This is a genomic window from Streptomyces sp. A01, from assembly GCF_059026195.1.
This window is the reverse complement of the sequence record NZ_JBWLKN010000021.1, coordinates 94,285-120,317: the sequence shown is the minus strand read 5'-3', so window position 1 is coordinate 120,317 and position 26,033 is coordinate 94,285. Positions and strand designations below refer to the sequence as shown.

Here is a 26,033-nt window from a genome sequence, read left to right as displayed (position 1 = left end):
CGCCACTGATACGGAGACGACCCCCAGCACCGATACGGAGACGACCCCCGGCGCCGACACACCTACAGCCACCAGCACAAGCACCAGCACGAACCCAATCACCGACACCCCTACGACCACCGACACCCCCACGACCACCGACATCCCCACGACCACCGACACCCCCACGACCGCCCCCACAACCACCAGCACCCCCACAACCACCGGCGACGCCCCCGCCCTGGAGCCCGCCCCCGGAGAGCAACCTCAACCCGGCTCCGAACCCGACTCAGCACCCGACTCCGAGCTCAGCCCCGAGCCCAGCCCCGAGGACACCGTTGATCTGCGGCTCCCCGATGACTGGTGGCTGTCCGAGGGGCTGGAGGAGCATCTCGCCGACGAACAGGACACAGCCTCCGCCCCGCTCGGCGGAAGTGACCTGCTCGACGATGTCGCCTGCTGGGGCTCCGCCGAGACACCGGCGGGCACCTTTCAGCTCGTCCCGGTCCGCATCGAGCGGGACGTACCGCTCATCACCCGCTGGATGAACGATCCCGCCGTCGACACGTTCTGGGAGCTGGCCGGCTCCCAGCAGGTCACGGAACGCCATCTGCGCGACCAACTCGGCGGAGACGGCCGCAGTGTGCCCTGCCTCGGCGTACTCGATGGCGTACCGATGAGCTACTGGGAGATCTACCGCGCCGATCTTGACCCGGTCGCCCGGTACTACCCGGCGCGCCCGCACGACACCGGTCTGCACCTCCTGATCGGCGGCGTGGCCGACCGGGGCCGTGGCCTGGGCACGGCCCTGCTCCGAGCCGCCGCGGACCTCGTTCTCGACCGCCGACCGGGCTGTGGCCGGGTCATCGCCGAACCGGATCTCCGCAACACCCCCTCCGTGGCGGCCTTCCTGAGCGCGGGCTTCCGCTTCGCTGCCGAGGTCGACCTGCCGGACAAACGCGCGGCCCTGATGATCCGGGACCGGGCGCTGCGCAACCTCCTCTGACCACCACCCCTGGCATCAAGGAGTCCACCCTTGCGTCCCTCACCGCAGCCCCAGCAGACGGCCTGGCAACACGCCGCACGCCGCATGCTGGCCAAGATGCTCGCCGAGTTCAGCTACGAAGGCGCGCTGACACCTGAGCGAGAGACTCCCGCCTCAGCCTCAGCCCCCCACCCCGGTTCCGCCACCACACCCGCCGACCACACCACCTCCCACTCCAGCCCCACGCCCCACTCCACCCCGGCCCCTCACTCCAGCTCCACCACCACCCCCTCCGCCGACCACCCCATCCCCCATACAGCGGCTCACGACTCCGCCGTTCCCCCCACAGCGCGCGGCTCCGCCGCCCCGCCTCCAGCTCCCGACTCCGCTCCCCTCCCAGACGCCGCGGCCCCCGCCGCTCCTGCGGAGGCCGCTCACCGCCCGGAACCCACAGACGCCGCCGACACCCCGGACCTGTGGCGAACGGGGGAAGAGCTCTCCTACCGCCTGCCGGCTGTCGACGGCGTGACGTATCGGTTCCGCGCACGCCGGGGCGCGTACGGACACTGGCACGTCGACCCCGCGTCCATCACCCCCTCCGGAGACCCGCTGCGCTTCCTCGCCCGGGCCCACGACACCCTGCTCGGTCTGAGCGGCGACACCACCGGGCACCTCATCCGCGAGCTGACCGCGACGCTGGCCGCCGACGTACGGCTGGACGGGACCGCGCTGACCGCCGCCGAACTGGCCGACCTCGGCTACGCCGAACTCGAAGGCCACCAGATCGGCCACCCCTGGTTAGTGGCCAACAAGGGCCGGCTCGGCTTCTCCGCGGCCGACACCGAACGCTGGGCTCCCGAAGCCCGCCGTACGCACCTCCTTCCCTGGCTGGCCGTCCACCGCGACCTCGCCCACTACCGGGGGGTGCCCGCGCTCGCCACCCCCGACCGGCTCTACAGCGACGAACTCGACGACGTCACCCGCACCGCCTTCACCCACACCATCACCGACCACGGCCGCGACCCCGCCGACTACCTCTGGCTCCCCGTCCACCCCTGGCAATGGGACGAGGTCATCGCCCCCCTCTTCGCGCCGCAGCTCGCCGACGCCACCATCATCCCCCTCCCCACTGACAACGCCCTGCGACTGCCGCAGCAGTCCATCCGTACCTTCCTCAACGCCAGCCGTCCGCACGCCCGCACGGTCAAGCTCCCGCTGTCCGTGCTCAACACCCTCGTCTGGCGCGGGCTCCCCACCGAGCGCACGCTCGCCGCGCCCGCCGTCACCTCATGGGTGCACTCGCTGCGCGACAGCGACCCGTTCCTCCGCGACGAGACGCGGGTGATCCTGCTGGGGGAGACCGCCTCCGTCACCGTCGAGCACCCGCTGTACGACCGGCTGGCCGGTGTCCCCTACCAGTACAAAGAACTGCTCGGCTGCATCTGGCGCGAGCCGCTGGTCCCCCAGCTGGCCCCGGGGGAGCGCGCCCGCACCCTGGCCGCTCTGCTGCACACCGACCCGGAGGGGCGCGCGTTCACCGCCGAACTCGTGGCGCGCTCCGGACTCGCCCCGGCGACCTGGCTGCGCGGCCTCTTCGCCGCCCTGCTCCCTCCCTTACTCCACTTCCTCTACCGCTACGGCACCGTCTTCTCGCCGCACGGAGAGAACGCCATCGTCGTCTTCGACGAGAACGACATCCCCGTACGCCTCGCCGTCAAGGACTTCGTCGATGACATCAACGTCAGCGCGCGCCCCCTGCCCGAGCTCGCCGCGATGCCGGACGACGTACGCGCCGTCCTGCTCACCGAGCCGCCGGACTTCCTCACCCAGTTCATCCACTCCGGCCTCTTCGTCGGCGTCTTCCGCTACCTCGCGCCGCTCTGCGAGACACAACTGGGCGTGCCCGAGGCGAGATTCTGGTCCCTGGTGCGCGCCGAGATCCTCCGCCACCACCAGCGTTTCCCCACCCTCAAGGAGCGTTTCGATCTCTTCGATCTGCTGAAGCCCAGCATCGAGCGGCTGTGCCTGAACCGGAACCGGCTGCACCTCGACGGATACCGCGACCGCCCCACCCGCCCGCACGCCGCCGTGCACGGCAGGGTGCCCAACCCTCTGCACGGTCCGTGACGGCGTTGTCAGTGGTGCGTCGTAGGCTGGCCTTCCTATGACTCATTCGCCTTCACCGTCGCTCACCGACCTGCTGCACGCCGCCGTCTCCGCCGTCGGCGGCACCGAGCGCCCCGGGCAGGTCAGCATGGCCCAAGCCGTCGCCGAGGCGATCGGCGGCGCCGCGCCCACAGGCCGGGAAGGGGGCGGGGGCGAGGCGATAGAAGGCCGCTCTCACCTGCTCGTCCAAGCCGGCACGGGCACCGGGAAGTCCCTCGGCTACCTGGTGCCCGCCATCGCGCACGGCGAGCGGGTCGTGATCGCCACCGCGACGCTCGCCCTGCAGCGCCAGCTCGTCGAGCGTGACCTGCCGCGCACGGTCGAGGCGCTGCATCCGCTGCTGCGCCGCCGCCCCGAGTTCGCGATGCTCAAGGGCCGTTCGAACTACCTGTGCCTGCACCGGCTGCATGAGGGCGTCCCGCAGGAAGAGGAGGACGGGCTCTTCGACCAGTTCGAGGCCGCCGCCCAGCCCGCCCAGGCCAGCAGCAAGCTGGGCAAGGATCTGCTGCGTATGCGCGACTGGGCGGACGAGACGGAGACCGGCGACCGCGACGACCTGACGCCGGGCGTCTCCGACCGCGCCTGGGCGCAGGTGTCCGTCTCCTCCAGGGAGTGCCTCGGCGCCTCGAAGTGCGCTTACGGAGCCGAGTGCTTCGCCGAGGCCGCCCGCGAGCGCGCCAAGCTCTCCGACGTCATCGTCACCAACCACGCGCTGCTCGCCATCGACGCCATCGAGGGCGCCCCGGTGCTGCCGGGCCACGAGGTCCTGATCATCGACGAGGCGCATGAACTGGTCTCCCGGGTCACCGGCGTCGCGACTGGTGAGCTCACTCCCGGCCAGGTCAACCGCGCCGTGCGCCGTGCGGCGAAGCTCGTCAACGAGAAAGCCGCCGACGCGCTGCAGACGGCCGCGGAGAGCTTCGAGCGGTTGATGGAGCTCGCGCTGCCCGGCCGCCTCGAAGAGATCCCGGAAGACCTCGGCTACGCCCTGATGGCGCTGCGTGACGCTTCCCGTACGGTCATCTCCGCTCTTGGCAGCACCCGCGACAAGTCCGTGCAGGACGAGGACGCGGTCCGCAAGCAGGCGCTGGCCGCCGTGGAGAACGTGCACGCGGTCGCGGAGCGCATCGTGGAGGGCTCCGAGTACGACGTGGTCTGGTATGAGCGGCATGACCGGTTCGGCGCCTCGCTCCGCGTCGCACCGATGTCGGTCTCCGGGCTGCTGCGCGAGAAGCTGTTCGCCGAGCGCTCGGTGGTGCTGACGTCGGCGACGCTGAAGCTCGGTGGCGACTTCAACGGTGTCGGCGCGTCCCTCGGTCTCGCCCCCGAGGGCATGGCCGAGAAGTCGGGCGGCGACGACCCGGCGATGCCGCGTTGGAAGGGCCTCGACGTCGGCTCCCCGTTCGACTACCGCAAGCAGGGCATTCTGTACGTCGCCCAGCACCTGGCCCAGCCCGGCCGGGAGGGCAGCCGCACCGACATGCTCGACGAGCTCACCGAACTGGTCGAGGCCGCCGGTGGCCGGACGCTGGGGCTTTTCTCGTCGATGCGTGCCGCGCAGGCCGCTGCCGAGGAGCTGCGCGGGCGGCTCGACACGCCGATTCTGCTCCAGGGTGAGGAGACGCTCGGCGAGCTGATCCGCGCCTTCGCCGCCGACCCGCGGACCTGCCTGTTCGGCACGCTGTCGCTGTGGCAGGGCGTCGATGTGCCGGGCGCGAGCTGCCAGCTGGTGGTGATGGACCGGATTCCGTTCCCGCGGCCCGACGACCCGCTGATGAGCGCCCGGCAGAAGGCGGTGGAAGAGGGCGGCGGCAACGGGTTCATGGCGGTCGCCGCGACACACGCCGCGCTGCTGATGGCCCAGGGCGCGGGCCGCCTCGTACGGGCGATGGGAGACCGCGGAGTCGTCGCCGTTCTCGATCCCCGCCTGGCGAAGGCCCGGTACGGCAGCTTCCTGCGGGCCTCCATGCCGGGCTTCTGGTACACGACCGACCGGAACCAGGCGCGCCGCTCGCTGGCGGCGATCGACGCCGCCGCCCGGGCGGCGGAGGGCTAGACGAGTACCAGACGAGGTCGCCGCCGCACAGCGGCCGAAGGAGCTGAGCGCTGCCCCGCCCCGGCGTGCGGCGGGCTGGCCGAGGGGCGCCCCGGCCTCCTCGTCGGCGGTACGTACGTACGTGGCGTAGGCGGGCGGAGTCAGCAGCATGGGCGGCGGCCACCAAGGGCCACCACCGGCAGACGGTCGGTACTGGGGCAGCCGGGCGAAAACGTGCGCCCAGCCCCCGCCTGGCCGGTTGGGCCGGGCGGCTCGCCCCCGCCGCGAGAAGTGTCCGATCACGTCAGGACCCGTGCATGACGCGACCCCGGAAACCGGTGCGGTGGTCCCGGGGCCAGGCGTCAGGAGGGTGCGTCAGACGCGGCGCAGCACTGCCACCACCTTGCCGAGGATGGTCGCCTCATCGCCGGGGATCGGCTGATACGAGGCGTTGTGCGGCAGCAGCCACACGTGACCGTCCTCGCGCTTGAAGCGCTTGACCGTCGCCTCACCGTCGAGCATCGCGGCGACGATGTCGCCGTTCTCCGCGACCGGCTGCCGACGGACGGTGACCCAGTCGCCGTCGCAGATGGCGGCCTCGACCATGGAGTCGCCGACCACCTTGAGGCAGAACAGTTCGCCGTCTCCCACCAGCTGGCGGGGGAGCGGGAAGACGTCCTCGACCGATTCCTCGGCGAGGATCGGCCCTCCGGCGGCGATCCTGCCGACGAGCGGGACGTAGGAAGCGGCGGGCTTCCCCGCGGTGTCCGCGGGCTGGGCGCTGCTCGGCTGGTCGGAGCCGCGGACCTCGTACGCCCGGGGGCGGTGAGGGTCCCGGCGCAGGAAGCCCTTGCGCTCCAGCGCCATCAGCTGATGGGCGACGGACGAGGTGCTGGAGAGGCCCACGGCCTGCCCGATCTCCCGCATGGACGGTGGATATCCCCGCCGCTGCACGGAGTCCCGGATCACCTCGATGACGCGCCGCTGCCGATCTGTCAGGCCCGAGCTGTCCGCGCGGATGCCTGGGGGCCGACCTGGTAGGGAGCGGGCGGGCCGCTGCCCTTCGGGGTTTGTGACTGCTTCACTCATCGTGTGTGCCGGTTCGACTCGGGTCCGGGAGCGGTCCTGGGCGGTGATGGTGGCGCTGTCTGCGGTGGTGGTCACGTCGGCCCCTCTCGATATGTTCTCCCTAGTTAGCCAACGGTAGTTGCTTTCGAAAGGTTGCGCCAAACACACGTTCGAGTGAAAATTCGCAGATTAGCTGACGCGAGCGCCGAGCCAGGTGTATAGGCCGAAGATCAATTCGGTGCATTACGGTACCCCTGGCCGTGCGGGCGGCGGCCGCCGGGGGTGCGCGCGAGGCGCCACCGGTGATCTCCGGAGTGCCGCCCAGTCTGTCACTCCCGCCCCGGTGGCTTCGCGATCGCACCGCTTCCCGTACTCTCATGGCTGCCGCCGCGCCACGACACGCCCTCGCTGTTGTTGACCGCCGGGCACCAGATCTAGTGGTTTGATTGGCGTCAGCCACCTACAGGTTGTGTTCCCGGGTGATTCCTCGCCCAGGTCTTCGCCTATGATTGTGGCTGCTTCGAGGGGTCCGTCAGCGGGCCTGTCGAGGCCGTTCACGCTGGGAGTCGTACGCCGTTTTCAAGGCGAGAAGGGTAGGAAGCCATGCACTGCCCCTTCTGCAGGCACTCCGACAGCCGCGTGGTCGACAGCCGCACCACAGACGACGGCTGTTCGATCCGCAGGCGACGGCAGTGTCCTGACTGCTCCCGCCGGTTCACCACCGTGGAAACGGCGTCACTCATGGTGATCAAGCGGAGCGGGGTCACCGAGCCCTTCAGCCGCGACAAGGTCATCTCGGGCGTACGCAAGGCGTGCCAGGGCCGGCCGGTCACCGAGGACGCCCTCGCCCAGCTGGGTCAGCGCGTCGAAGAGGCCGTCCGCGCCACCGGCAGCGCCGAGCTGTCCACGCACGACGTCGGACTGGCCATACTCGGGCCGCTGCGCGAGCTGGACCTCGTCGCCTACCTGCGGTTCGCCTCGGTGTACCAGGCCTTCGAGTCGCTTGAGGACTTCGAGGCGGCGGTCGCGGAACTGCGCGACGAAGCGGCCCTCGCCGCCGACTGAGCGGTCACGCAAGATCTGCCCGGGGCGCGCCGCGCACTCGGGCAACAGACAGGCATCGCGCCACGGAACAAATAGGCGCAATAGGGCGTTTTCGCCCGCACAGGGAGGCGGAATGACAGAGACGACGAGCGGCCCGGCACGAGGTTCCCGCTCCAAGGGAAACAAGTCGAGCAAGGGTCTGCGCATCGAGCGTGTTCACACCGTCCCCGGCGTGCATCCGTACGACGAGGTGGTATGGGAGCGCCGGGACGTCGTCATGACCAACTGGCGCGACGGCTCGGTCAACTTCGAGCAGCGTGGCGTCGAGTTCCCCGACTTCTGGTCGGTGAACGCGGTCAACATCGTCACCAGCAAGTATTTCCGTGGCGCGGTCGGGGCTCCCGGCCGCGAGTCCAGCCTGAAGCAGCTCATCGACCGCGTGGTGCGTACGTACCGCGCGGCAGGCGAGGACAACGGTTACTTCGCCTCTCCGGCAGACGCCGAGATCTTCGACCACGAGCTGACGTACGCGCTGCTCCACCAGGTCTTCTCGTTCAACTCGCCGGTCTGGTTCAACGTCGGAACGAAGCAGCCGCAGCAGGTCAGCGCCTGTTTCATCCTTTCCGTCGACGACTCCATGGAGTCGATCCTCGACTGGTACAAGGAAGAGGGGATGATCTTCAAGGGTGGCTCGGGCGCCGGTCTGAACCTCTCGCGCATCCGCTCCAGCAAGGAACTCCTCTCCTCCGGCGGCAACGCCTCGGGCCCCGTCTCCTTCATGCGCGGAGCGGACGCCTCCGCCGGAACGATCAAGTCGGGCGGCGCCACCCGGCGCGCGGCCAAGATGGTCGTCCTCGACGTGGACCACCCGGACGTCGAAGCCTTCATCGAGACCAAGGTGAAGGAAGAGGAGAAGGTCCGCGCGCTGCGTGACGCGGGCTTCGACATGGACCTGGGCGGCGACGACATCACGTCCGTCCAGTACCAGAACGCCAACAACTCGGTCCGCGTGAACGACGCGTTCATGAAGGCCGTCGAGGCGGGCTCCTCCTTCGGCCTGCGCGGCCGGATGACCGGCGACGTCATCGACGAGGTCGACGCCAAGGGCCTGTTCCGCAAGATGGCCGAGGCCGCCTGGGCCTGCGCCGATCCCGGCATCCAGTACGACGACACCATCAACCACTGGCACACCTCGCCGGAGTCGGGCCGCATCACCGCGTCCAACCCGTGCAGCGAGTACATGCACCTGGACAACTCCTCGTGCAACCTCGCGTCGCTCAACCTCATGAAGTTCCTCCGCGACGACGACCAGGGCCACCAGGCGTTCGACGCGGAGCGCTTCGCGAAGACCGTCGAGCTGGTCATCACCGCGATGGACATCTCGATCTGCTTCGCCGACTTCCCCACCGAGAAGATCGGCGAGACCACCCGCGCCTTCCGTCAGCTGGGCATCGGCTACGCCAACCTCGGCGCCCTGCTGATGGCCACCGGCCACGCGTACGACAGCGACGGCGGCCGCGCGCTCGCCGGTGCCATCACCTCGCTGATGACCGGCACCTCCTACAAGCGCTCGGCCGAGCTGGCAGCCGTCGTCGGCCCGTACGAGGGCTACGCCCGCAACGCCGACGCCCACAAGCGCGTCATGAAGCAGCACTCCGACGCCAACGGCGTGGCCAAGCGCGTGGACGACCTCGACACCCCGGTGTGGGCCGCGGCCACCGAGGCGTGGCAGGACGTCATCCGGCTCGGCGAGAAGAACGGCTTCCGCAACGCCCAGGCGTCGGTGCTCGCGCCGACCGGCACCATCGGCCTGATGATGGACTGCGACACCACCGGCGTCGAGCCCGACCTCGCCCTGGTCAAGTTCAAGAAGCTGGTCGGCGGCGGCTCCATGCAGATCGTGAACAACACGGTCCCCAAGGCGCTGAAGCGGCTCGGTTACCAGCCGGAGCAGGTCGAGGCGATCGTCGCCCACATCGCCGACCACGGCAATGTGATCGACGCCCCCGGGCTGCGGCAGGAGCACTACGAGGTGTTCGACTGCGCGATGGGCGAGCGGGCGATCTCGGCCATGGGCCACGTACGGATGATGGCGGCGGCGCAGCCCTTCCTGTCCGGCGCGATCTCCAAGACCGTGAACCTGCCCGAGTCGGCCACCGTCGAAGAGGTCGAAGAGGTCTACTTCGAGGGTTGGAAGCTCGGCCTGAAGGCGCTCGCGATCTACCGCGACAACTGCAAGGTCGGCCAGCCGCTCTCCGCCAAGAAGAAGGAGAAGGCCAAGGCTCCGGTGGAGACCGAGAAGGTCATCGAGTACCGCCCGGTCCGCAACCGTCTCCCCAAGGGCCGCCCCGGCATCACCACGTCCTTCACGGTCGGTGGCGCCGAGGGGTACATGACCGCGAACTCCTACCCGGACGACGGTCTCGGCGAGGTGTTCCTGAAGATGTCCAAGCAGGGTTCCACCCTCGCGGGCATGATGGACGCCTTCTCGATCGCGGTCTCGGTCGGCCTCCAGTACGGCGTGCCGCTGGAGACCTACGTCTCGAAGTTCACCAACATGCGCTTCGAGCCCGCGGGCATGACGGACGACCCGGACCTGCGGATGGCGCAGTCGATCGTCGACTACATCTTCCGCCGCCTGGCGCTGGACTTCCTGCCCTTCGAGACCCGGTCCGCGCTCGGCATCCACTCCGCCGAGGAGCGTCAGCGGCACCTGGACACCGGTTCGTACGAGACGAACGAGGACGACGTGGACGTCGAGGGCCTGGCCCAGTCCGCGCCCCGTCAGTTCGCGGCGCCCCAGCAGACCACCCCCGGACCGGAGGTGGCCGCCGTACCGGCGCCCAAGCAGGCCCACAACTCCACCGAGCTGGTGGAGATGCAGCTGGGGCTGAACGCCGACGCTCCGCTGTGCTTCTCCTGTGGCACGAAGATGCGCCGCGCGGGCAGCTGCTACCTGTGCGAGGGCTGCGGCTCGACGAGCGGGTGCAGCTGATCCCGGGCGCCATCCGGGCGTAAAAGCGCTGTTCAAGGCGGTGGTGCTGGGTTCCCCGGCGCCACCGCCTTCGGCGTTGGTGGCGTCCGGCCTGGCTCTTGGGTCCGTCTCAAGCCGCCTCCCGGCGTGCGGAACGGAGTGCGCTCACCCCGTCAGCGCGGGGGCCGCACGAGACCGGACTGGTAGGCGAAGACGACCAGTTGGGCGCGGTCGCCCAGCTTCACCTTTCGCGCTGGATGTGGGTGCGTACGGTCAGCGGGCTGACGAACAGCTCCTCGGCGATCTCGATGTCGGACTCGCCGTCCGCGGCCAGGGCCACCACCTCGCGCTCGCGGGCGGTGAGGGCGGCCAGGCGCCCGGGGAGCGCCGTGTCGGCGCCGGGCTCGGAGGTGGCGAGGAAGCGGGCGATGGGGGAGCGCGTGGCCGCGGGGGACAGGAGCGCGTCACTGGAGGCCACGGTGTGGATGCCGTCGAGGAGTGCGTCGGCGGAGACGTCCTTGCGGAGGAAGCCGCTCTCCATCACCGGCCTTGGCCGTGGCACGGGTCCTCCGGAACCAGCCCCACGTACCGCATTGCGCACAAGCGCTGTTCAGGCGGTGGAGTCGGGTCTTCCGATGCCACCGCCCCGCGCGTGACGGTGGCCGACGCCCGTCTCGGCGCGCTCCTGGCGGGGCGGTGGCTCTCGGTGTGTAGCGGGGCTTGCGTGTTTGACAAGATGCTGAGTCTCGTACGGATGCAGACCCGACCGGCACCTCCACGCGCGGGCGCACGGGTGCGCTGGACGGGCGTGCGCCGAGTAGGCGTGGGACGTGTGAGGTGCCCACGGTGGCCGTGTGGGTCAGGGCGCTGGGCAAGATGTAAGGAAACGGGGAGAGGGAAGACGCATGAGCGAGTCCATGTGGGGCGGCGACCGGCTGGATCTGGACGCGTACCTGACCCGTATCGGCTTCGCTGAGGCGAAGAACGCCGAGGGGACGGCGGACTCCGCCGGTTCGCCGGGCGGGGCCGGGACGGCGCCGGGCCAGGCGGTCGGCGACGGAGAGCGGTCGCCGACCGCCGGTGCCGGCGAGCGGCTGCCGGCGGACCTGGCGACGCTGCGGGCCCTGCACCGGGCACATGTGGCGGCGATCCCGTTCGAGAACCTGGAGGTCCTGCTGGGCCGCCCGGTTCTGCTGGACATCGAGGCATTGCAGGACAAGATGGTGCGCCAACGGCGCGGGGGCTACTGCTACGAGCAGAACCTGCTCTTCGCCGCCGTGCTGGAACGGATCGGCTTCAGCTTCACCGGGCTGGGGGCGCGGGTGCGCATGGGCTCGGACAAGCTGCTCCCGGAGACCCACATGCTGCTGCGGGTCTCACTGGACGGCAAGGAGTGGATCGCGGACGTGGGTTTCGGCGGCGAGGGGCTGCTGGAGCCGTTGCCGTTCGTGGAGGGTTTGCGGGCGCAGCAGGGCGACTGGACGTTCGGCGTCGCGGCCGAGCCGGACGGGGTGTGGTCGCTGCGGTCGCTGCATCCGGACGGTTGGTTCGATCTGTACGCGTTCACGCTGGAGAAGCGCTATCCGGTCGACTACATGGTGCGGAACTACTACATCTCCACGCACGAGCGTTCCCCCTTCGTCTCCCGGCCGGTGGTGCAGCAGACCGAGCCCGGCGCCCGCCGCAACCTGGTGGGCGCGCGGCTCACGCACGCACGCCCCGATGGCACGGAGGACACACGCGAGATCAGCGCCGAAGAGTTGGCTGACGTGCTGCGGGAGGGCTTCGGCATCGAACTGGGCGAGGCAGAGGTCGAGAAGCTCGCCCAGGGGTACCTCTCCGGTTCGTGACGGCGGCCATCGCCCTGGCCGTACGATGGCGCGGTGCTGGTCAAGTGGATTCGCTGCGGGGTCGTGGACCGTCCAGGGTTTGAACGCGGACAGCGGAAATGGGCGGGGTTGCTCGGCGAACCGGGTTTCCGCGGACAGGGCGGCGGGTGGAGCCGGGGGCGCCCGGACGTCGCGCATATCTTCGGTTTCTGGGAGAGCCGGGCGTTCTACGACTCCTTCATGGCGCGGTCGCACGACCGGCTCGCGGCCGCGCAGGCGGGCACGTACAGGGACAACCAAGTGCTCCTCTTTGAGCGGCAGTTCGATGTGAAGGTGGGATTTCAGCCCAAATTCACCGATGTGGACGTCGTGCGTGTGGCGCACTGCCAGGTGCACGAGGACCGGGTGGAGCACTTCACGCTCATGCAGGAGAAGGTGTGGAACCCGGCGATGGCAGGCTCGCCGGGCATGCTGCGCGGGGTGTTCGGCCGGGCACCTGGCGATGAGTTCCTTGTCCTGTCGATGTGGGATTCCGCGGCCGAGCGCGGCAAGTACCGGGCGGAGCGCGTGCAGCGGCTCGGCTCCCGCGCCGAGGTCGACACCGACCTGGCGGCGCTGGCGGGCGATGTCGTGGCCATTGAGCCGTCCTGGACGGTCTGAACAGCGGTGTCCTGAACCGCGACGGCCTGGACCGGGGTGTGCTGAAACCAAACCGGCGGGGCGTGCGTCCGGTCCGGGAACGAGCGACGCACCGGTCGCGAGCTCTCCACGGCGAGGTCTGCGGCGCGGCGGCCCGGCTTGACGCTGCCGTGCGTGGCCTGATGAACCTCGTACGGGCAGATGTCGTACGGGCATGTCGTACGGATACGGGGCGTGCGGGTGCTGGGCGCACGGGCGTCGGCCGCACGGCGTAGGCCATACGGACATGGGCCGGCACGGGGGTGGGCGGCTTGCCTCGTCGGGCTCGGGCCGGAGCCGCGTGGCGGTGGGCCGCCGTGTCACGCGACGGGCTGGTCACCGGGATCGAGGGTGTGTGTGCGGCCGCCCGGGTCGGCGGTGGGGGCCGCGGCTTTTCCGGCGTAGACCCCGGCGCGCGTGGCGGCGAGGGCGGCCGCGGCGGCTTGCTCCGCGTGCGTCGCTTCGAGTGGCTCGCGGGTGATGAACACGCGGAAGAACAGCGGAGCGGAGACGGCTCGCGAGACCGCGCCCGCGTCGGTGCCCGGCGGCGCCTCACCGCGCTCGACGGCCCGGCTGACGACAGGCCCGCAGCGGGCGAACCGCTCGCGGTAGAAGTCGTGGAGCGCCTCGGCGGCGCGCTCCGACTGGAAGGCCGCCGCGATGAAGGCGGCGGGCGCCGCGGCCGTCTCCGGGTCGCCGAAGGTGGTGGCGACCTCGTCCGCGAGGGCGTGCAGATCCCCTTCGAGTGTGCCGGTGTCGGGCGGCGTCCAGGAGTCCTCGCCCGCCAGGTCGAGGGCGTCCACGAGGAGCCCGTCGACGCTGCCCCAGCGCCGGTAGAGCGTGGTTTTGTGCACCCCCGATCGCTCGGCGACATAGTCGACGGTCAGCCCCGGATAGCCGTAGTCGGCGAGGCCGGTGAGCACGGCGTCACGGACGGCGGCACGGGTGCGGGCGGTGCGCCCGCCGGGGCGCACGGTGCCAGGGGCCTGGTCGGCGGTCTCATCGTTCAATTGCAACTCCTGTTGCGTTAGATCGGCCGGGTGTGCCATGCTCATCGTAACGCGACTCGGGTTGCCTTTGAAGCTCGCCGCTGATGCTTGGAGGTATCCGTTTGCCCACTCAGCTCTCACTGCGCGGTGTCACCGTCTCCCGTGGGGACCGGTTGCTGCTCGACGACGTGTCCTTCTCCGTACGGCCCGACGAACGGATCGGCATCGTGGGGGAGAACGGTGCGGGAAAGTCCACCCTCCTGCGCTTGCTGGCGGGAGCCGACCAGCCTGACGAAGGAGTGGTCGTCACCGTCGCCGAAGGCGGCGCCGTTCATCTCGGGCAGGCCCCCGAGCTCCCCCAGGACCGGACGGTCAGTGACGCGATAGACCAGGCCCTGGAGGAGTTGCGGGGCATGGAGCGACGGCTGCGCGCGTTGGAGCCGACCCTCGGCGACGCCGGGCCCGAGGAGCTTGACGCATACGGTGAGCTGCTCACCGCCTTCGAGGCGCGCGGCGGCTATGAGGCCGATGCCCGAGTCGACAAAGCCCTGCACGGCCTGGGTCTCGCGCACATCGCTCGCGACCGGAGCCTGGGCAGCCTCTCCGGCGGTGAGCAGGCACGGCTCGGGCTGGCCTGCCTGATCGCCGCGGCGCCCGAGGTGATGCTGCTCGACGAACCGACCAACCACCTCGACGCCACGGCCCTCAGCTGGCTGGAGGAGGCGTTGCGCGCGCATCCGGGCACGGTGCTCGCCGTCTCGCACGACCGGGTGTTCCTGGAACGGGTGGCCACCGCGATCCTGGAGGTGGACGGTGACCGCCGCACCCTCGTGCGCTACGGCGGCGGCTACGCGGGATTCACCGAGGAGCAGGCCGTGGCCCGCCACCGCTGGGAGCAGGCCTACGAGCAGTGGTGCGCGGACACCGCCGCGCTGGCCGAAACCGCGGCGACCGTGGCCCCGCGGGTCGCCCCCGGCCGGGCCAGGAAAGACGGCAACAAGGTCGCGTACGACCGGGACAAGGGCCGCGTGCAGTCCTCGGTGTCCAGCAGGGTCCGCAACGCACAGGAACGGCTGCGCAGGCTGCGGGAGCATCCGGTGCCCCGCCCGCCAGATCCGCTGCGGTTCGCCGCCCGCCCGGCGCTGGGAGACACGGGCGGCGTCCTCGTGGGCCTCGACGGTGTCCGCGTCGGGGACCGGCTCGCGGTCGACTCCCTCACGGTCGGCGCAGGGGAGCGGCTGCTCATCCACGGAGCCAACGGCGCCGGGAAGTCCACCCTGCTACGGGTCATGGCCGGGGTGCTCCCACCCGACGAGGGGCAGGTCATACGCCGGGGCCGAATCGGCTACCTCGCCCAGGAGATCCCGGCGGACCACCCCGAGGAACGGTTGCTGCCGGCGTTCGGCCGCGGCCTGCCCGGGGTGCCCGAGGAGCACACCCAGCTGCTCCTGTCGTACGGGTTGTTCCGCGCGCGCGACCTGCATGTGCCCGTGGGCGCGCTCTCCGTCGGGCAGCGCCGCCGCCTGGCGCTCGCCCGCCTGCTGGCCAGGCCCGCTGACCTGCTACTGCTCGACGAGCCAACGAATCACCTCGCGCTCGGCCTGGTCGAACAGCTGGAGCAGGCCCTCGCCGAGTGGCCTGGCGCCCTCGTCGTGGTCTCCCACGACCGGTTGCTGCGCAGCCGCTTCGCCGGTCAGCACCGCGAGCTACGCGACGGGCGGCTGACGGCCGACTGATCCGGCGAACGAAGCGGGAGCGGGGGGGTGGGGGGAGAGGCGGGGGAGAGAGGGACCACGGGTTACGGGGCGGTGAGGCGCAGGCGGTACTTGGGGCACTGGGCCCGAGGCGTTACCCGGATGGCCGATCTAGGGTGGGCTATATGGCACGACCCCAGCGCATCGTCCTTGTCCGGCACGGCGAATCCGAGGGGAACGTCGATGACACTGTCTATGAGAGGGAGCCTGATCATGCGTTGAGCTTGACGGGGCGGGGGCAGCAGCAGGCGGCGGAGGCGGGTGCCGCGCTGCGGAAGACGTTCGCGGGTGAACCGGTCTCCGCCTACGTCTCCCCGTACCGCCGCACGCACGAGACCTTTCATCTGCTGGGGCTGAATCCCTCCCGGACCCGGGTGCGAGAGGAGCCGAGGCTGCGGGAACAGGACTGGGGCAACTGGCAGGACCGCGATGATGTACGCAAGCAGAAGGCGTACCGCGACGCGTACGGCCACTTCTTCTACCGGTTCGCCCAGGGCGAGTCGGGCGCGGACGTGTATGACCGGGTGGGCGCGTTCCTGGAGAGCCTGTGGCGGAGCTTCGAAGACCCGGGTCACCCGCCGAACGTCCTGCTGGTCACCCACGGCCTGACCATGCGGCTGTTCTGCATGCGGTGGTTCCACTGGAGCGTCGCCGAGTTCGAGTCCCTGTCGAACCCTGGCAACGCGGAGCACCGGGCGCTGGTGCTCGGCGCCGACGGGCGGTACCGCCTTGACCGGCCATTCGAGCGCTGGTGCACTCCTGAGCCGTACCCGCTACCCGTTAGAGTTCGCTGCGATGACCGCTGACCGATTCCGCCGTGCCCACGCGAGCTTGCGTGGTCTGGCCGTGGGCGACGCCCTCGGTTCCCAGTTCTTCGTCCCCGCCAACTATCCCTCCCTCAAAGCGTGTGAGCTGCCGCCCGGCCCTTGGCAGTGGACCGACGACACGGAGATGGCCTCCTCCGTGCTGGCCGTCCTCGTGACCCACGGCCGGATCGACCAGGACGCACTCGCTGCTTCGTTCGCCGCTCACCACGACTTCGACCGCGGTTACGGGCCCGCGGTGAACCGGATGCTCCGTCTGGTCAGAGAGGGAGCCGACTGGCGCGAACTGGCATCCGCTCTCTTCAATGGCCAGGGCTCCTGGGGCAATGGCGCCGCGATGCGAATCGCCCCGCTGGGCGCCTGGTACGCGGGTGACGCGGAGCAGGCGACACACCAGGCGGAGATCTCCGCCTACACCACGCACCAGCACCGGGAGGCGGTGGCCGGGGCGATGGCGGTCGCGGCAGCCGCAGCGCTCGTCGCCGACCCCGCCGGCACCGGGAGCCCGGAGCAGTTGCTGGACGACGTCGTGGCGCTTGTGCCGCGCAGCGCCGTACAGGCGGGGCTGCGCCGTGCCCGCGACATGCTCGACTTCGCGGACCCGGTCACCGTCGCCGCCGTGCTCGGCTGCGGCCGCCGTACGAGCGCGCACGACACGGTGCCGTTCGCCTTGTGGGCCGCGGCGCGCAACCTCGGCTCCTTCGAGCAGGCGTTCTGGACGACGGCCCAGGTGGGCGGTGACGTGGACACCACGTGCGCGATCGCCGGAGGCGTCGTCGCGGCTGGCCCGGCGGGTACCCCGCCCAGCGAGTGGTGCGACAGCACGGAGGCACTTCCGACCTGGATTCCTGTGGCCACGGGCTGACGCGTTACGGAATGCCCGCCGGTGCCCGCCCGGGCCCAGAGCGGTCGCCGGTCGCTGTCGCGCGCCGTGGCTCCTGTGCTGGTCGTGCCTGTGGTGGTCCCGTGGTGCCAGGCTGGGGGACCACCACACCGCTGACGTTGCCGCTGCTGATCAAGCCGCCGGTCCGGCGGCGGCCGCCGTGCCGCTGAGGGCGTCCAGGTCGCTTTTGCGCACCTTGATCACAAGAAGCGCGACGACCAGCGCCGCGGCCACCAGCGCGGTGGCCGCGATGAACGTGTGCGAGATGCCATGGGTGAGCACCTCATGACCCCAGGGCGCGGGCAGGTCGTGCGTCTTGGCCATCTCGGCCTTCTGCTCGCGGGTCGCTTCGGCCATGAAGGACGGGAGTTGTTCCTTCGCCTCGTCCCGGCTGGCGGACGTGAAGACCGTCATGAGGAGGGAGAGCCCGAGCGCACCGCCCACCTGTTGTGTCGCGTTCAGCAGGCCGGACGCCGCGCCCGCTTCATGCTGTCCGACACCGGAGACAGCGGTCAGTGTGACCGTCACGAAGTTCAGCCCCATGCCGACGCCGAAGAGGACCATCGGGCCCAGAATGCTCCCGACGTACGAGCTGTCGGGAGTGATCGCGATCTGCCAGGCCATGCCGATGCCGGCGATAGCCGTACCGGCGATGAGGAACGGCTTGGGCCCCAGGACCGGGAGCAGCCGCTGGGAGAGCCCCGCACCCACCACGATCGCCGCGCTGACCGGCAGGAACGCGAGACCAGCCTTGATGGGGCTGTAGTCCAGCACGTTCTGCACGAAGATCACGATGAAGAAGAACATGCCGAACATGGCCGCCGCGAGCGACAGCATGATCACGTATGTGCCCGAGCGGTTGCGGTCGGCGAACATCTTCAGGGGAGTGATCGGTTCGGCTGCCCGCCGCTCGATCAGCGTGAAGATGACGAGAAGCACCAGGGAGACGCCGAATGACGCCAGGGTGACGTTGTCGCCCCAGCCGTCCTCGGAGGCCCGGATGAACCCGTAGACGAGTGCCACCATGCCGCCCGTGGAGGTGAGCGCGCCGACGGCGTCGAAGCGTCCCGTGTGCCGTTGCGACTCGCTGATGTACAGCGGTGCCAGGAGGGCGATGAGGATGCCGATCGGGACGTTGACGAAGAGCACCCAGCGCCAGTTGAGCCACTCGGTGAGCATTCCGCCCGCCAGCAGCCCGATGGCACCTCCGCCCGCTGACACGGCCGCGAAGACGCCGAAGGCCCGGTTGCGCTCCGGTCCCTCGGGGAACGTTGTCGCGATCAGGGCGAGGGAAGTTGGCGAGGCGATGGCCCCGCCGACACCCTGCATGGCGCGTGCGGCGAGCAGTTGCCAGGGCTCTTGGGCGAATCCGCCGAGCAGCGAGGCGAGTGTGAAGAGCACGATGCCGAAGACGAAGACCCGCCTGCGGCCGAGGATGTCGCCGGCCCGGCCGCCGAGAAGCAGAAGCCCGCCGAAGGCGAGCGTATAGGCGGTGACCACCCATGAGAGATCGGTGGTGGAGAAGCTGAGCGCCCGCTGGATGTGCGGCAGGGCGATGTTCACAATTGTGGCGTCGAGCACCACCATGAGCTGGCACAGGGCGATGATGACGAGGGCGACATTGGGACGCCCCTCGCGCCGGGCGGCGCCCGGCTTCCTGTCGGTTGTCAGAGGAGAGGTTGTCACAATCTGTCCCCAGAGGGTTAGTGAACGATGGCGTTCACTGTTTGGATGACGGTAGTGATTTCGGATAGCGGAGCGCAAGCCCACGCGCTCCTTTAACGACTCAACGGAGAGTTGGCCATGGCCAGTTCGTGCTCCTCGGCGCACACCCCGCCCCCCGAACCGCTGCGTCGTCGCGGCCCCGTACTGGAGCGCGCCATTCTCGATGCCGCCGTGCAGCAACTGACCGCGGTCGGGTGGAAGGGGCTCACCATGGAGGGGATCGCTGCCCGGGCCCGCACCGGCAAAGCCGCCGTGTACCGCCGCTGGCCCTCGAAGGGAGATCTCGTCATCGACGCGCTGCGCGCCGGGCTGCCCGCTCCTCTCGAAACGCCCGATCTCGGCACTCTGCGCGAGGACCTGCTCAGTCTCTGCCAGGGCACCCTCGCCGCGATGTATTCGCCGTCCGGCGTGGCGCTCCGCGCCGTCATACACGAATGCGACGACGCCGAGGCCGAACGGTTCACCGATCTCATCCAGAACGAGGTCCTGCGCCCCGGCAAGCTGCTGTTCCGGGAGATTGTGCGGCGTGGGATCGAGCGCGGTGAGGTGCGTGCGGACGCCATCGAGGACGTCGTCTCCGAAGTCATACCGGCCCTCATGATGTACCGCTCGAAGATGCGTCCGGGCAGCCTGACCCGGCAAGACACCGAGGCCATCGTCGATGGCATCATGCTTCCCCTGCTCCGGGTGCACACCCGCTGACCCGGTCGGCGTAGTCTTGGCAACGCCATGGCCTACGAACCGCCCACTCACAGCGTCGAACGCTCACTGCGTGCCACGACCGGAGCCAAGATCGTCGCTGGCGTCGATGAAGTCGGACGCGGAGCGTGGGCCGGGCCTGTCACCGTCTGCGCCGCCGTCACCGGGCTTCGCCGCCCGCCGGTCGGGCTCACTGACTCCAAGCTGCTGACCCGGGCTCGCCGGACGGCGCTCGCCGCGGAGCTGGCGCCCTGGGTCACCGCCCACGCCCTCGGTCATGCCTCACCGGGCGAGATCGACGAACTCGGCATGACCGCGGCGCTGCGGCTGGCCGCGTCGCGTGCCCTCGACGCGCTGCCCGTACGGCCTGACGCGGTCATCCTCGACGGTAAGCACGACTACCTCGGTGACCCTTGGCAGGTCCGCACGGTCATCAAGGGCGACCAGTCCTGTGTGGCGGTGGCCGCCGCCTCCGTGCTCGCCAAGGTGCGGCGTGACGCGATGATGGCCGAACTCGGTTCCGGGTGTGCCGACTTCTGCTTCGAGGACAACGCGGGCTATCCCTCGCCCGCGCACCGCGCCGCCCTGGGAGAGCTGGGCCCGACTCCGCACCACCGGATGTCCTGGGCCTACCTGGACTCGCTGCCTCGCTGGCAGCACCTCAAGCGGCCCCGTGTCGCTCCCGAAATCCCCGACTTGGAGGACGAAGGCCAGCTCGGTTTCGACTTCTCAGCGGTCCAGGCCACCCAATAGGCCACCCGCCGACGCGCCTCGCGTCGGCGTTTGATAGACATCAGCACATGCCTCTCATCCCCGAGGAGCCTCAGATTCACGAGAGTGTCCCGGGTCCCCGCGTAGCGCCGGCCCCCGGCCGTACCGCGTCGACCCCTCGTCCTGTCCCAGGCCCTGGCCCCCGGCCCGGCCCCATGCGGCCCGCACGCCCCGGCCCGAACCGAGGGTCGGCCACGACCCCCGCGCAGCGCACCCCGGGTGACGCGGCGCGGTCCGCGTCCGCCCCCGCTGCCCCGCCCGCCTCCTCCAACGCGGCGGCCGCTCCGCAAGTCCAGTTGATCCCCGCCTCCGAGCAGGGTTCGCTGGACGCCGCTGACGAGGCCGTCGACCTGTTGCTCGAATCCGGCCGTGCGCCCGGCGAGGTGCTGGTGCTCACGACCGGCGACCCGCACCCCTGGGCAGCGCATGAGCTGTCCTTCGGTGAGGCGTCGTACTGGGCGCAGCACGATGCGGCAGACGATGTCTTCTACGCCGCCGCTGACGCGGGTCGCGCTGCCGGCCGTCCGGTCGTCGTCGTGGCGGTGAACGGTGGCGACGACGAAGCCGTGGCCCGTCTGCTGCCCGCGGCGATGAGCCGCGCTGGTGCTCTGCTGATCGTCTGTGGCGACCCTCAGCGCATCAACAGCATGCTCGGCGTGGGCGTTTAACCCGCTCCCATAGCCACAGAGCGCGATCGTTTTGGTGCTCCCAGCCGGACGTCCCCAGCACTGAGGGGTCGTCCGGCTATCGGCGCTTCCGGTTTCCGGTCAGCCGGTCAGCAAGCGGCCGAGTGGCGCAGCCCGCCTGTCGTGGGCCCACCGCCCGCCCGCCGTACGGTCGTCTCCTCTCCGGCCGCTTTCCGCTCTTCCGGGATCGCGGTTTCCTGCCGCGAGAGGGAACACGGCCGCCGACCGCTCCTGCCTTCCCCGAGGACCTGCCAGCCTCCTCGGGTGAGGGTGATGTACGCCCCGCAGCGCAAGCCGTGCAGTGTGCACGCGTCCCGCAGGCCCCACATCCACGCGCCGTCTTCCTCCGTCCACCGCCCGTCGCCCTCACGGCAGTAGAGCAGCACCGCCGTACGGACTGGTGTACGCAGCCGCAGGTCGTGCGGGATGATCCGGCGCAGCCGCGCCAGCAGGCCGTTGCGCAGCTCCCAGCCGTCCGCGTCCCCGTCGTGCTGCCGGAACGAGGCGCTCGCGGTAAGCCGTCCCTTCTGGTCCAGCACCCCCACGACCGCCGTCGACGGCGCGGGGCGATGGCGCTCGTGGAGGCCGTTGACCAGTTCACGGGGGTTGGGCAGTAAGGGGATGTTGGCGGCTGCCCACTCGGCGGGCTCAAGTACGCGGCCGAGACGGGGAGCGGGGTCGGCCGGAGGAGGCGAGGCGAAGCCGAAGGTCACGGTCCTCCCTTCGTGTCAACGCCTGAGCCGGAGACGGCGCCAGGCGTGGCGCACACCACGGAAGCGCCCAGTTGTGTGCTGGGCAGGCCGGGGAACTCCTGCAATTCTCGCGGCCACACTGGCGGGCGGCAATGAACAGCTGCCGAATTTGGCCACTCCTGGGCTGTATATCCCTTATATTTCTGCTCGTTGCCGCCGTCTGACCGTCCTTGTCATCCCTGCATCGCGAGGACCAGGGGAAACACCTCCCGCGCGCCTGCGTGCCGCAGCAGCCTGGCGGCGACCGCGAGGGTCCAGCCAGTGTCGGTGAGATCGTCCACCAGCAGCACCGGGCCGTCCGTCGCCGAGAGCGCGTCAGCCAGGGCCGGAGGCACAGTCAGGGCCCCGTGCAGTGCCCTGAGCCGTTGAGCGCTGTTGGTGCGGGGTACGCGGGTGTCGACCCCGTCGTCCTGGTGCTCGATGGAGCCGAGCAGTGGCATCCGGCCAATGGTGGCGATCCGCTCGCCCAATGACTGGATCAGCCGGGGCCGGGTGCGCGAGGACAGCGTGACGACGCCCACGGGGCGGGCCGGTGCGCCGGGCTCCCCCGAGGCCCAACCGCCTGGCCCCCTGGCCCAGTCGGCGAGCACCGTGACCACAGCGTCCGCCACTTCGCCGGACACCTCACCGTCCGGCGACTGCGGCGCGAGCAGGGGCCGCAGCCGGTTGCCCCAGCCGATGTCGGACAGGCGGCCGAGGGCCCGTCCTGGCGAGGCCTGCTCGTCGGCCGGAATCCGGCCCTTGAGGTTGACGCCCACGGAGGGAAGTCCCGTGGGCCACATGCGGCGTGGCTCCACCTCCACGCCCGGCCTGCCCAGCTCACCGCGCGCCGCGTCCAGCGCGGCCGGGGAGACCTCCGCCGTGAACCGGGGCCCCGCACAGTTGTCACAGCGCCCGCACGGGGCCGCCGCCTCGTCGTCGAGCTGGCGGCGCAGGAACTCCATCCGGCATTCCGTCGTCGCGGCGTACGTGCGCATCGCCTCCTGCTCGGCCTCACGCTGGCGGGCCACCCAGGCATACCGCTCGGCGTCATACGCCCAGGGCTGCCCGGTGGCCGTCCAGCCACCGCGCACCCGGTGTACGGCACCGTCCACATCGAGCACCTTGAGCATGATCTCCAGGCGGGAGCGGCGCAGTTCCACCTGCGGTTCGAGCGCGGGCAGGGAGAGCGGCCGGCCAGCCGCCGCCAGCACATCCAGCGTGCGGCGCACCTGCTCTTCCGGCGGGAAGGCGAGCGAGGCGAAGTAGCGCCAGATCGCCTCATCCTCGGGGCCTGGCAGCAACAGCACCTCGGCGTGCTCCACTCCGCGCCCCGCACGGCCGACCTGCTGGTAGTAGGCGATGGGCGAGGAGGGGGAGCCGAGGTGGACGACGAATCCGAGGTCGGGCTTGTCGAACCCCATGCCCAGCGCGGAGGTGGCGACCACCGCCTTGACCCGGTTGGCCAGGAGATCCGCCTCGGCCACCCGCCGGTCCGCGTCTTCCGTCTTGCCCGAGTAGGAGGCCACGGTGTGTCCGCACCGGCGCAGATAAGCCGTGACCTCTTCAGCCGCCGCGACGGTGAGGGTGTAGATGATGCCGGAGCCCGGCAGCTCGCCCAGATGGTCGGCGAGCCAGGCCAGGCGGTGCGCCGCGTCGGGCAGGTTGAGCACGCCCAGGCTCAGGCTCTCCCGGTCCAGCGGCCCACGCAGTACCAGCGTCTCCGCCAGGCCCTCCCCGGTCCCCAACTGCTCGGCGACATCGGCGGTGACCCGCGCGTTGGCCGTCGCCGTGGTGGCGAGCACGGGCACATCCGGCGGCAGGTCGGCGAGCATCGTCCGCAGGCGGCGGTAGTCCGGCCGGAAGTCGTGACCCCAGTCGGAGATGCAGTGCGCCTCGTCCACGACGAGCAGGCCGGTCGCCGCGGCGAGCTTGGGCAGCACCTGGTCACGGAAATCGGGATTGTTCAGCCGCTCCGGGCTCACGAGCAGCACATCCACCTCACCGGCGGCGACCTCGGCCTGGACGGTGTCCCATTCCTCCGTGTTGGCGGAATTGATGGTGCGCGCGCGGATACCGGCGCGCGCGGCGGCCTCCACCTGGTTGCGCATCAGCGCGAGCAGCGGCGAGACGATCACCGTGGGTCCACTGCCGCGCTCACGCAGCAGAGCCGTGGCCACGAAGTACACCGCGGACTTGCCCCAGCCCGTGCGCTGCACGACCAGCGCTCGGCGGTGGTCGGCGACCAGCGCCTCGATGGCGCGCCACTGGTCCTCCCGCAACTGTGCGGCGCCCGTCGGGTCGCCGACGAGGCGGGCCAAGACGCGATCAGCTGAGACGCGGAGTTCTTCGTTGGTCATGCCCCCATGCAACCCGATGCCACTGACATTGCGCGAATGGGCCGGGCGGCCTGTGGATAACCGCCGTCCACAGCATTAGTACGACAATCTGCGGGTTATCCACAGGCCTGGTGGCGGCTGGACGGACCGCGGGATCGTCGGGCCATGACGAACCGCAACGAACCATTCAGCCCGTCCGGCACCTCCGGATCGCCGCGCCCGGCCGGCGCCTCCGACCCGGCCGCGATCGAGCAGATCACCCTCCGCAGTCCGGCCGAACTCGCCGACGCCCTGCCCTACCTTCTGGGCTTCCACCCCACCGACAGCATCGTGATGATCGCGCTGCACGGCGAGCGCGGCCGCTTCGGCGGCCGCCTCCGACTGGGCATTCCCCCCGCCAGCCAGGACTGGCCGGAGGTCTGCGACCAGCTCGCTGAATGTCTGGTCGCGGGCAGTCGTAAGCGTGGTCACCGGCCCAGCGGCATCGTCCTCTTCCTCTGCCAGGAGCCGAAGCAGGGAGAGACCGGGCGCGATGTCATGGAGCGGCTGCGCCCCCTCGCCCAGCGTCTGCGCCTGTCGTGCGGGACGCTGCAGGCGCCCATCTACGAAGCGCTGTGCGTCTCCGAAGGGAGCTTCTGGTCATACTGCTGCCCTGACCAGCGCTGTTGCCCGCCAGAAGGCACACCACTTGTACCGTCCGGCACGTCAGTGATGGCCGCGGCAGCCGCGTACGCCGGAATCCAGGTGCGGGGTTCGCTGCGTCAGATGGAGGACCGGCTGATGCCACTGACCACGGCACGCGCCGCCGAGCAGGAGCAAGCCCTGGACGCGGCCGCCATGGATCTCGTGCCGCGCATGCTCGGCGACACCGACTGCGCCGGGGTGCGGGCTGACACCCTGGATCTCGCGGGCAGGGTCCTCGTCCGCTTCGCGAAGTCCCCGTCGGCCGCGGGACGGTCGGCTGCCGACGTACGAGACGACGACCTCCTCGCGCTCGACGAGGCCGCGGCGATCATCCTCGGGCTTCAGGACCGCGCCACGCGTGACCGGGCAGCGGGGTGGATGGAAGGCCCGGAGGCGGAGCCCGCCCTCCGCTTGTGGCGCGCGCTCGCCCGCCGCTGCGTGGGCTCCTACGAGGATCACGCGGCGGCTCCGCTCACGCTGGCGGGGTGGGTCGCGTGGTCGCTGGGCGATGAGCCGGAGGCCAGGGTCGCGCTCAGCCGAGCCCTGCACGCGGACCCTGGGTATGTCTTCGCGCAGCTGCTGCACCAGGCGTGCAACGAAGGCATCGACCCGGAGCAGCTGCGCCGCTGCCTTCGGCATGAACGCACCGGCCGCGCCGCGGACAGCGCGCTGCACATCGCCGTCCACGACGAACTGGAGCGCCTCGGCTCCGCCCGTATGACTCCCCAGGCACTGAGGCCGCTGAAGCTGACGAAGAAACTGAGGGCGCGGACCTCGCCGACGCCGCCTGAGCGACGGAGGGAAACCGAGACGCGGCCGCCGGAGGCAGCGTGGCCCGCGCGGGAGCCCCAGTCGGCCCGGCAGGACGACACGCGCCGTGAGCGTGGCGAAGAGGGGACTCCGCGCCTGGCAGCCGGAGCGCGGAAGACGCCGCCTGCGCCCGGTGCGCCGGTGGCGGTGCCGCGCCAGCGGCGGCGCGCCCGGCCGCAGTCCGGTACTCAGAGCCGACCGGGCACCGGGCGCGGTGTCGCGGACAGCCGCGGCCCGGCTGACAAGCCCCGGTCCCGCCGCCGTGGCGGGTCACGGGGAGCAGACGGCAGGACGTGACCGCTGGGCCGCCCGGCCGGCAGCCCGGGCGGCCGTGCACGTGACCTGGACCGTGACGGCGCCGTTCACCCTCTGGCGAGACC

The 26,033-nt window shown here is 70.6% G+C and carries 18 protein-coding genes and 2 pseudogenes; 14 read left to right on the top strand and 6 right to left on the bottom strand.

Annotation, left to right across the window (positions count from 1 at the left end):
- Positions 1-142 precede the first annotated feature (142 nt).
- From AC5P1B_RS25825 to AC5P1B_RS25815, 3 genes are read left to right on the top strand one after another with little or no spacing between them, the layout of a single operon-like run.
- Complete coding sequence (locus tag AC5P1B_RS25825) at positions 143-985, top strand: GNAT family N-acetyltransferase (RefSeq protein WP_493890094.1); 843 nt, start codon at positions 143-145, stop codon at positions 983-985.
- Between the two features lie 30 nt (positions 986-1,015).
- The gene (locus AC5P1B_RS25820) at positions 1,016-3,091 is read left to right on the top strand and encodes an IucA/IucC family protein (protein ID WP_493890063.1); all 2,076 of its coding nucleotides are present in this window, start codon (positions 1,016-1,018) and stop codon (positions 3,089-3,091) included.
- Positions 3,092-3,128: 37 nt separating this feature from the next.
- Positions 3,129-5,186: an ATP-dependent DNA helicase gene (locus AC5P1B_RS25815; RefSeq protein WP_493890061.1), complete on the top strand. Its 2,058-nt coding sequence runs from the start codon at positions 3,129-3,131 to the stop codon at positions 5,184-5,186.
- Positions 5,187-5,540: 354 nt separating this feature from the next.
- On the opposite strand, the gene lexA is transcribed toward AC5P1B_RS25815, so the two are convergent.
- Positions 5,541-6,329: a transcriptional repressor LexA gene (gene lexA, locus AC5P1B_RS25810; RefSeq protein WP_493890059.1), complete on the bottom strand. Its 789-nt coding sequence runs from the start codon at positions 6,327-6,329 to the stop codon at positions 5,541-5,543.
- Between the two features lie 507 nt (positions 6,330-6,836).
- Here lexA and nrdR point away from each other — a divergent pair.
- Together nrdR and AC5P1B_RS25800 are read left to right on the top strand one after the other, a co-directional pair.
- Positions 6,837-7,274, top strand: a pseudogene (gene nrdR, locus AC5P1B_RS25805) (transcriptional regulator NrdR); the annotation flags it as partial.
- A 136-nt stretch (positions 7,275-7,410) separates the two neighbouring features.
- A complete protein-coding gene (locus AC5P1B_RS25800; RefSeq protein WP_493890057.1) occupies positions 7,411-10,272 on the top strand; it encodes a vitamin B12-dependent ribonucleotide reductase in 2,862 nt (953 codons plus the stop codon).
- 152 nt (positions 10,273-10,424) lie between these two features.
- On the opposite strand, the pseudogene AC5P1B_RS25795 reads toward AC5P1B_RS25800, so the two are convergent.
- A pseudogene (locus tag AC5P1B_RS25795) lies at positions 10,425-10,786 on the bottom strand (response regulator transcription factor); the annotation flags it as partial.
- 370 nt (positions 10,787-11,156) lie between these two features.
- Between AC5P1B_RS25795 and AC5P1B_RS25790 the strand changes: the two are divergent.
- Both AC5P1B_RS25790 and AC5P1B_RS25785 read left to right on the top strand, forming a co-directional pair.
- Complete coding sequence (locus AC5P1B_RS25790) at positions 11,157-12,101, top strand: arylamine N-acetyltransferase family protein (protein WP_493890056.1); 945 nt, start codon at positions 11,157-11,159, stop codon at positions 12,099-12,101.
- Positions 12,102-12,134: 33 nt separating this feature from the next.
- Positions 12,135-12,740: a YdbC family protein gene (locus tag AC5P1B_RS25785; RefSeq protein ID WP_493890054.1), complete on the top strand. Its 606-nt coding sequence runs from the start codon at positions 12,135-12,137 to the stop codon at positions 12,738-12,740.
- A gap of 338 nt (positions 12,741-13,078) precedes the next feature.
- On the opposite strand, the gene AC5P1B_RS25780 is transcribed toward AC5P1B_RS25785, so the two are convergent.
- On the bottom strand, positions 13,079-13,807 hold the full coding sequence (locus AC5P1B_RS25780; RefSeq protein WP_493890093.1) for a TetR/AcrR family transcriptional regulator: 729 nt from the start codon (positions 13,805-13,807) through the stop codon (positions 13,079-13,081).
- A 44-nt stretch (positions 13,808-13,851) separates the two neighbouring features.
- Between AC5P1B_RS25780 and abc-f the strand changes: the two genes are divergently transcribed.
- From abc-f to AC5P1B_RS25765, 3 genes are all read left to right on the top strand, one after another.
- Complete coding sequence (gene abc-f, locus AC5P1B_RS25775) at positions 13,852-15,483, top strand: ribosomal protection-like ABC-F family protein (protein ID WP_493890052.1); 1,632 nt, start codon at positions 13,852-13,854, stop codon at positions 15,481-15,483.
- A gap of 143 nt (positions 15,484-15,626) precedes the next feature.
- Positions 15,627-16,307 (top strand): histidine phosphatase family protein, encoded by a 681-nt coding sequence (locus tag AC5P1B_RS25770; RefSeq protein ID WP_493890050.1) that lies wholly within the window; start codon positions 15,627-15,629, stop codon positions 16,305-16,307.
- Positions 16,297-17,190, top strand: coding sequence for an ADP-ribosylglycohydrolase family protein (locus tag AC5P1B_RS25765; RefSeq protein ID WP_493890049.1), 894 nt, complete (start codon positions 16,297-16,299; stop codon positions 17,188-17,190). The genes AC5P1B_RS25770 and AC5P1B_RS25765 overlap by 11 nt, the downstream gene beginning before the upstream one ends.
- 150 nt (positions 17,191-17,340) lie before the next feature.
- Here AC5P1B_RS25765 and AC5P1B_RS25760 read toward each other — a convergent pair whose 3' ends face one another.
- Complete coding sequence (locus AC5P1B_RS25760; RefSeq protein WP_493890048.1) at positions 17,341-18,894, bottom strand: MFS transporter; 1,554 nt, start codon at positions 18,892-18,894, stop codon at positions 17,341-17,343.
- A 117-nt stretch (positions 18,895-19,011) separates the two neighbouring features.
- Between AC5P1B_RS25760 and AC5P1B_RS25755 the strand changes: the two genes are divergently transcribed.
- Genes AC5P1B_RS25755 through AC5P1B_RS25745 form a run of 3 tightly spaced genes read left to right on the top strand, consistent with a single transcriptional unit; the run spans position 19,012 to position 21,071 of the window.
- Complete coding sequence (locus AC5P1B_RS25755; RefSeq protein WP_493890047.1) at positions 19,012-19,635, top strand: TetR/AcrR family transcriptional regulator; 624 nt, start codon at positions 19,012-19,014, stop codon at positions 19,633-19,635.
- Between the two features lie 27 nt (positions 19,636-19,662).
- Entirely contained in the window at positions 19,663-20,385 is a 723-nt protein-coding gene (rnhB, locus tag AC5P1B_RS25750) for a ribonuclease HII (RefSeq protein WP_493890046.1), read from the top strand.
- A 47-nt stretch (positions 20,386-20,432) separates the two neighbouring features.
- Positions 20,433-21,071 (top strand): hypothetical protein, encoded by a 639-nt coding sequence (locus tag AC5P1B_RS25745; protein WP_493890045.1) that lies wholly within the window; start codon positions 20,433-20,435, stop codon positions 21,069-21,071.
- A gap of 107 nt (positions 21,072-21,178) precedes the next feature.
- On the opposite strand, the gene AC5P1B_RS25740 is transcribed toward AC5P1B_RS25745, so the two are convergent.
- Complete coding sequence (locus tag AC5P1B_RS25740; protein ID WP_493890044.1) at positions 21,179-21,802, bottom strand: hypothetical protein; 624 nt, start codon at positions 21,800-21,802, stop codon at positions 21,179-21,181.
- Positions 21,803-22,014: 212 nt separating this feature from the next.
- The gene (locus AC5P1B_RS25735; protein WP_493890043.1) at positions 22,015-24,180 is read right to left on the bottom strand and encodes a RecQ family ATP-dependent DNA helicase; all 2,166 of its coding nucleotides are present in this window, start codon (positions 24,178-24,180) and stop codon (positions 22,015-22,017) included.
- Positions 24,181-24,324: 144 nt separating this feature from the next.
- Here AC5P1B_RS25735 and AC5P1B_RS25730 point away from each other — a divergent pair, with 144 nt between their 5' ends.
- Positions 24,325-25,950 carry a DUF4192 domain-containing protein gene (locus tag AC5P1B_RS25730; protein WP_493890041.1) on the top strand — a complete coding sequence of 542 codons (1,626 nt, stop codon included), beginning with the start codon at positions 24,325-24,327 and terminating at the stop codon, positions 25,948-25,950.
- Positions 25,951-26,033 lie beyond the last annotated feature (83 nt).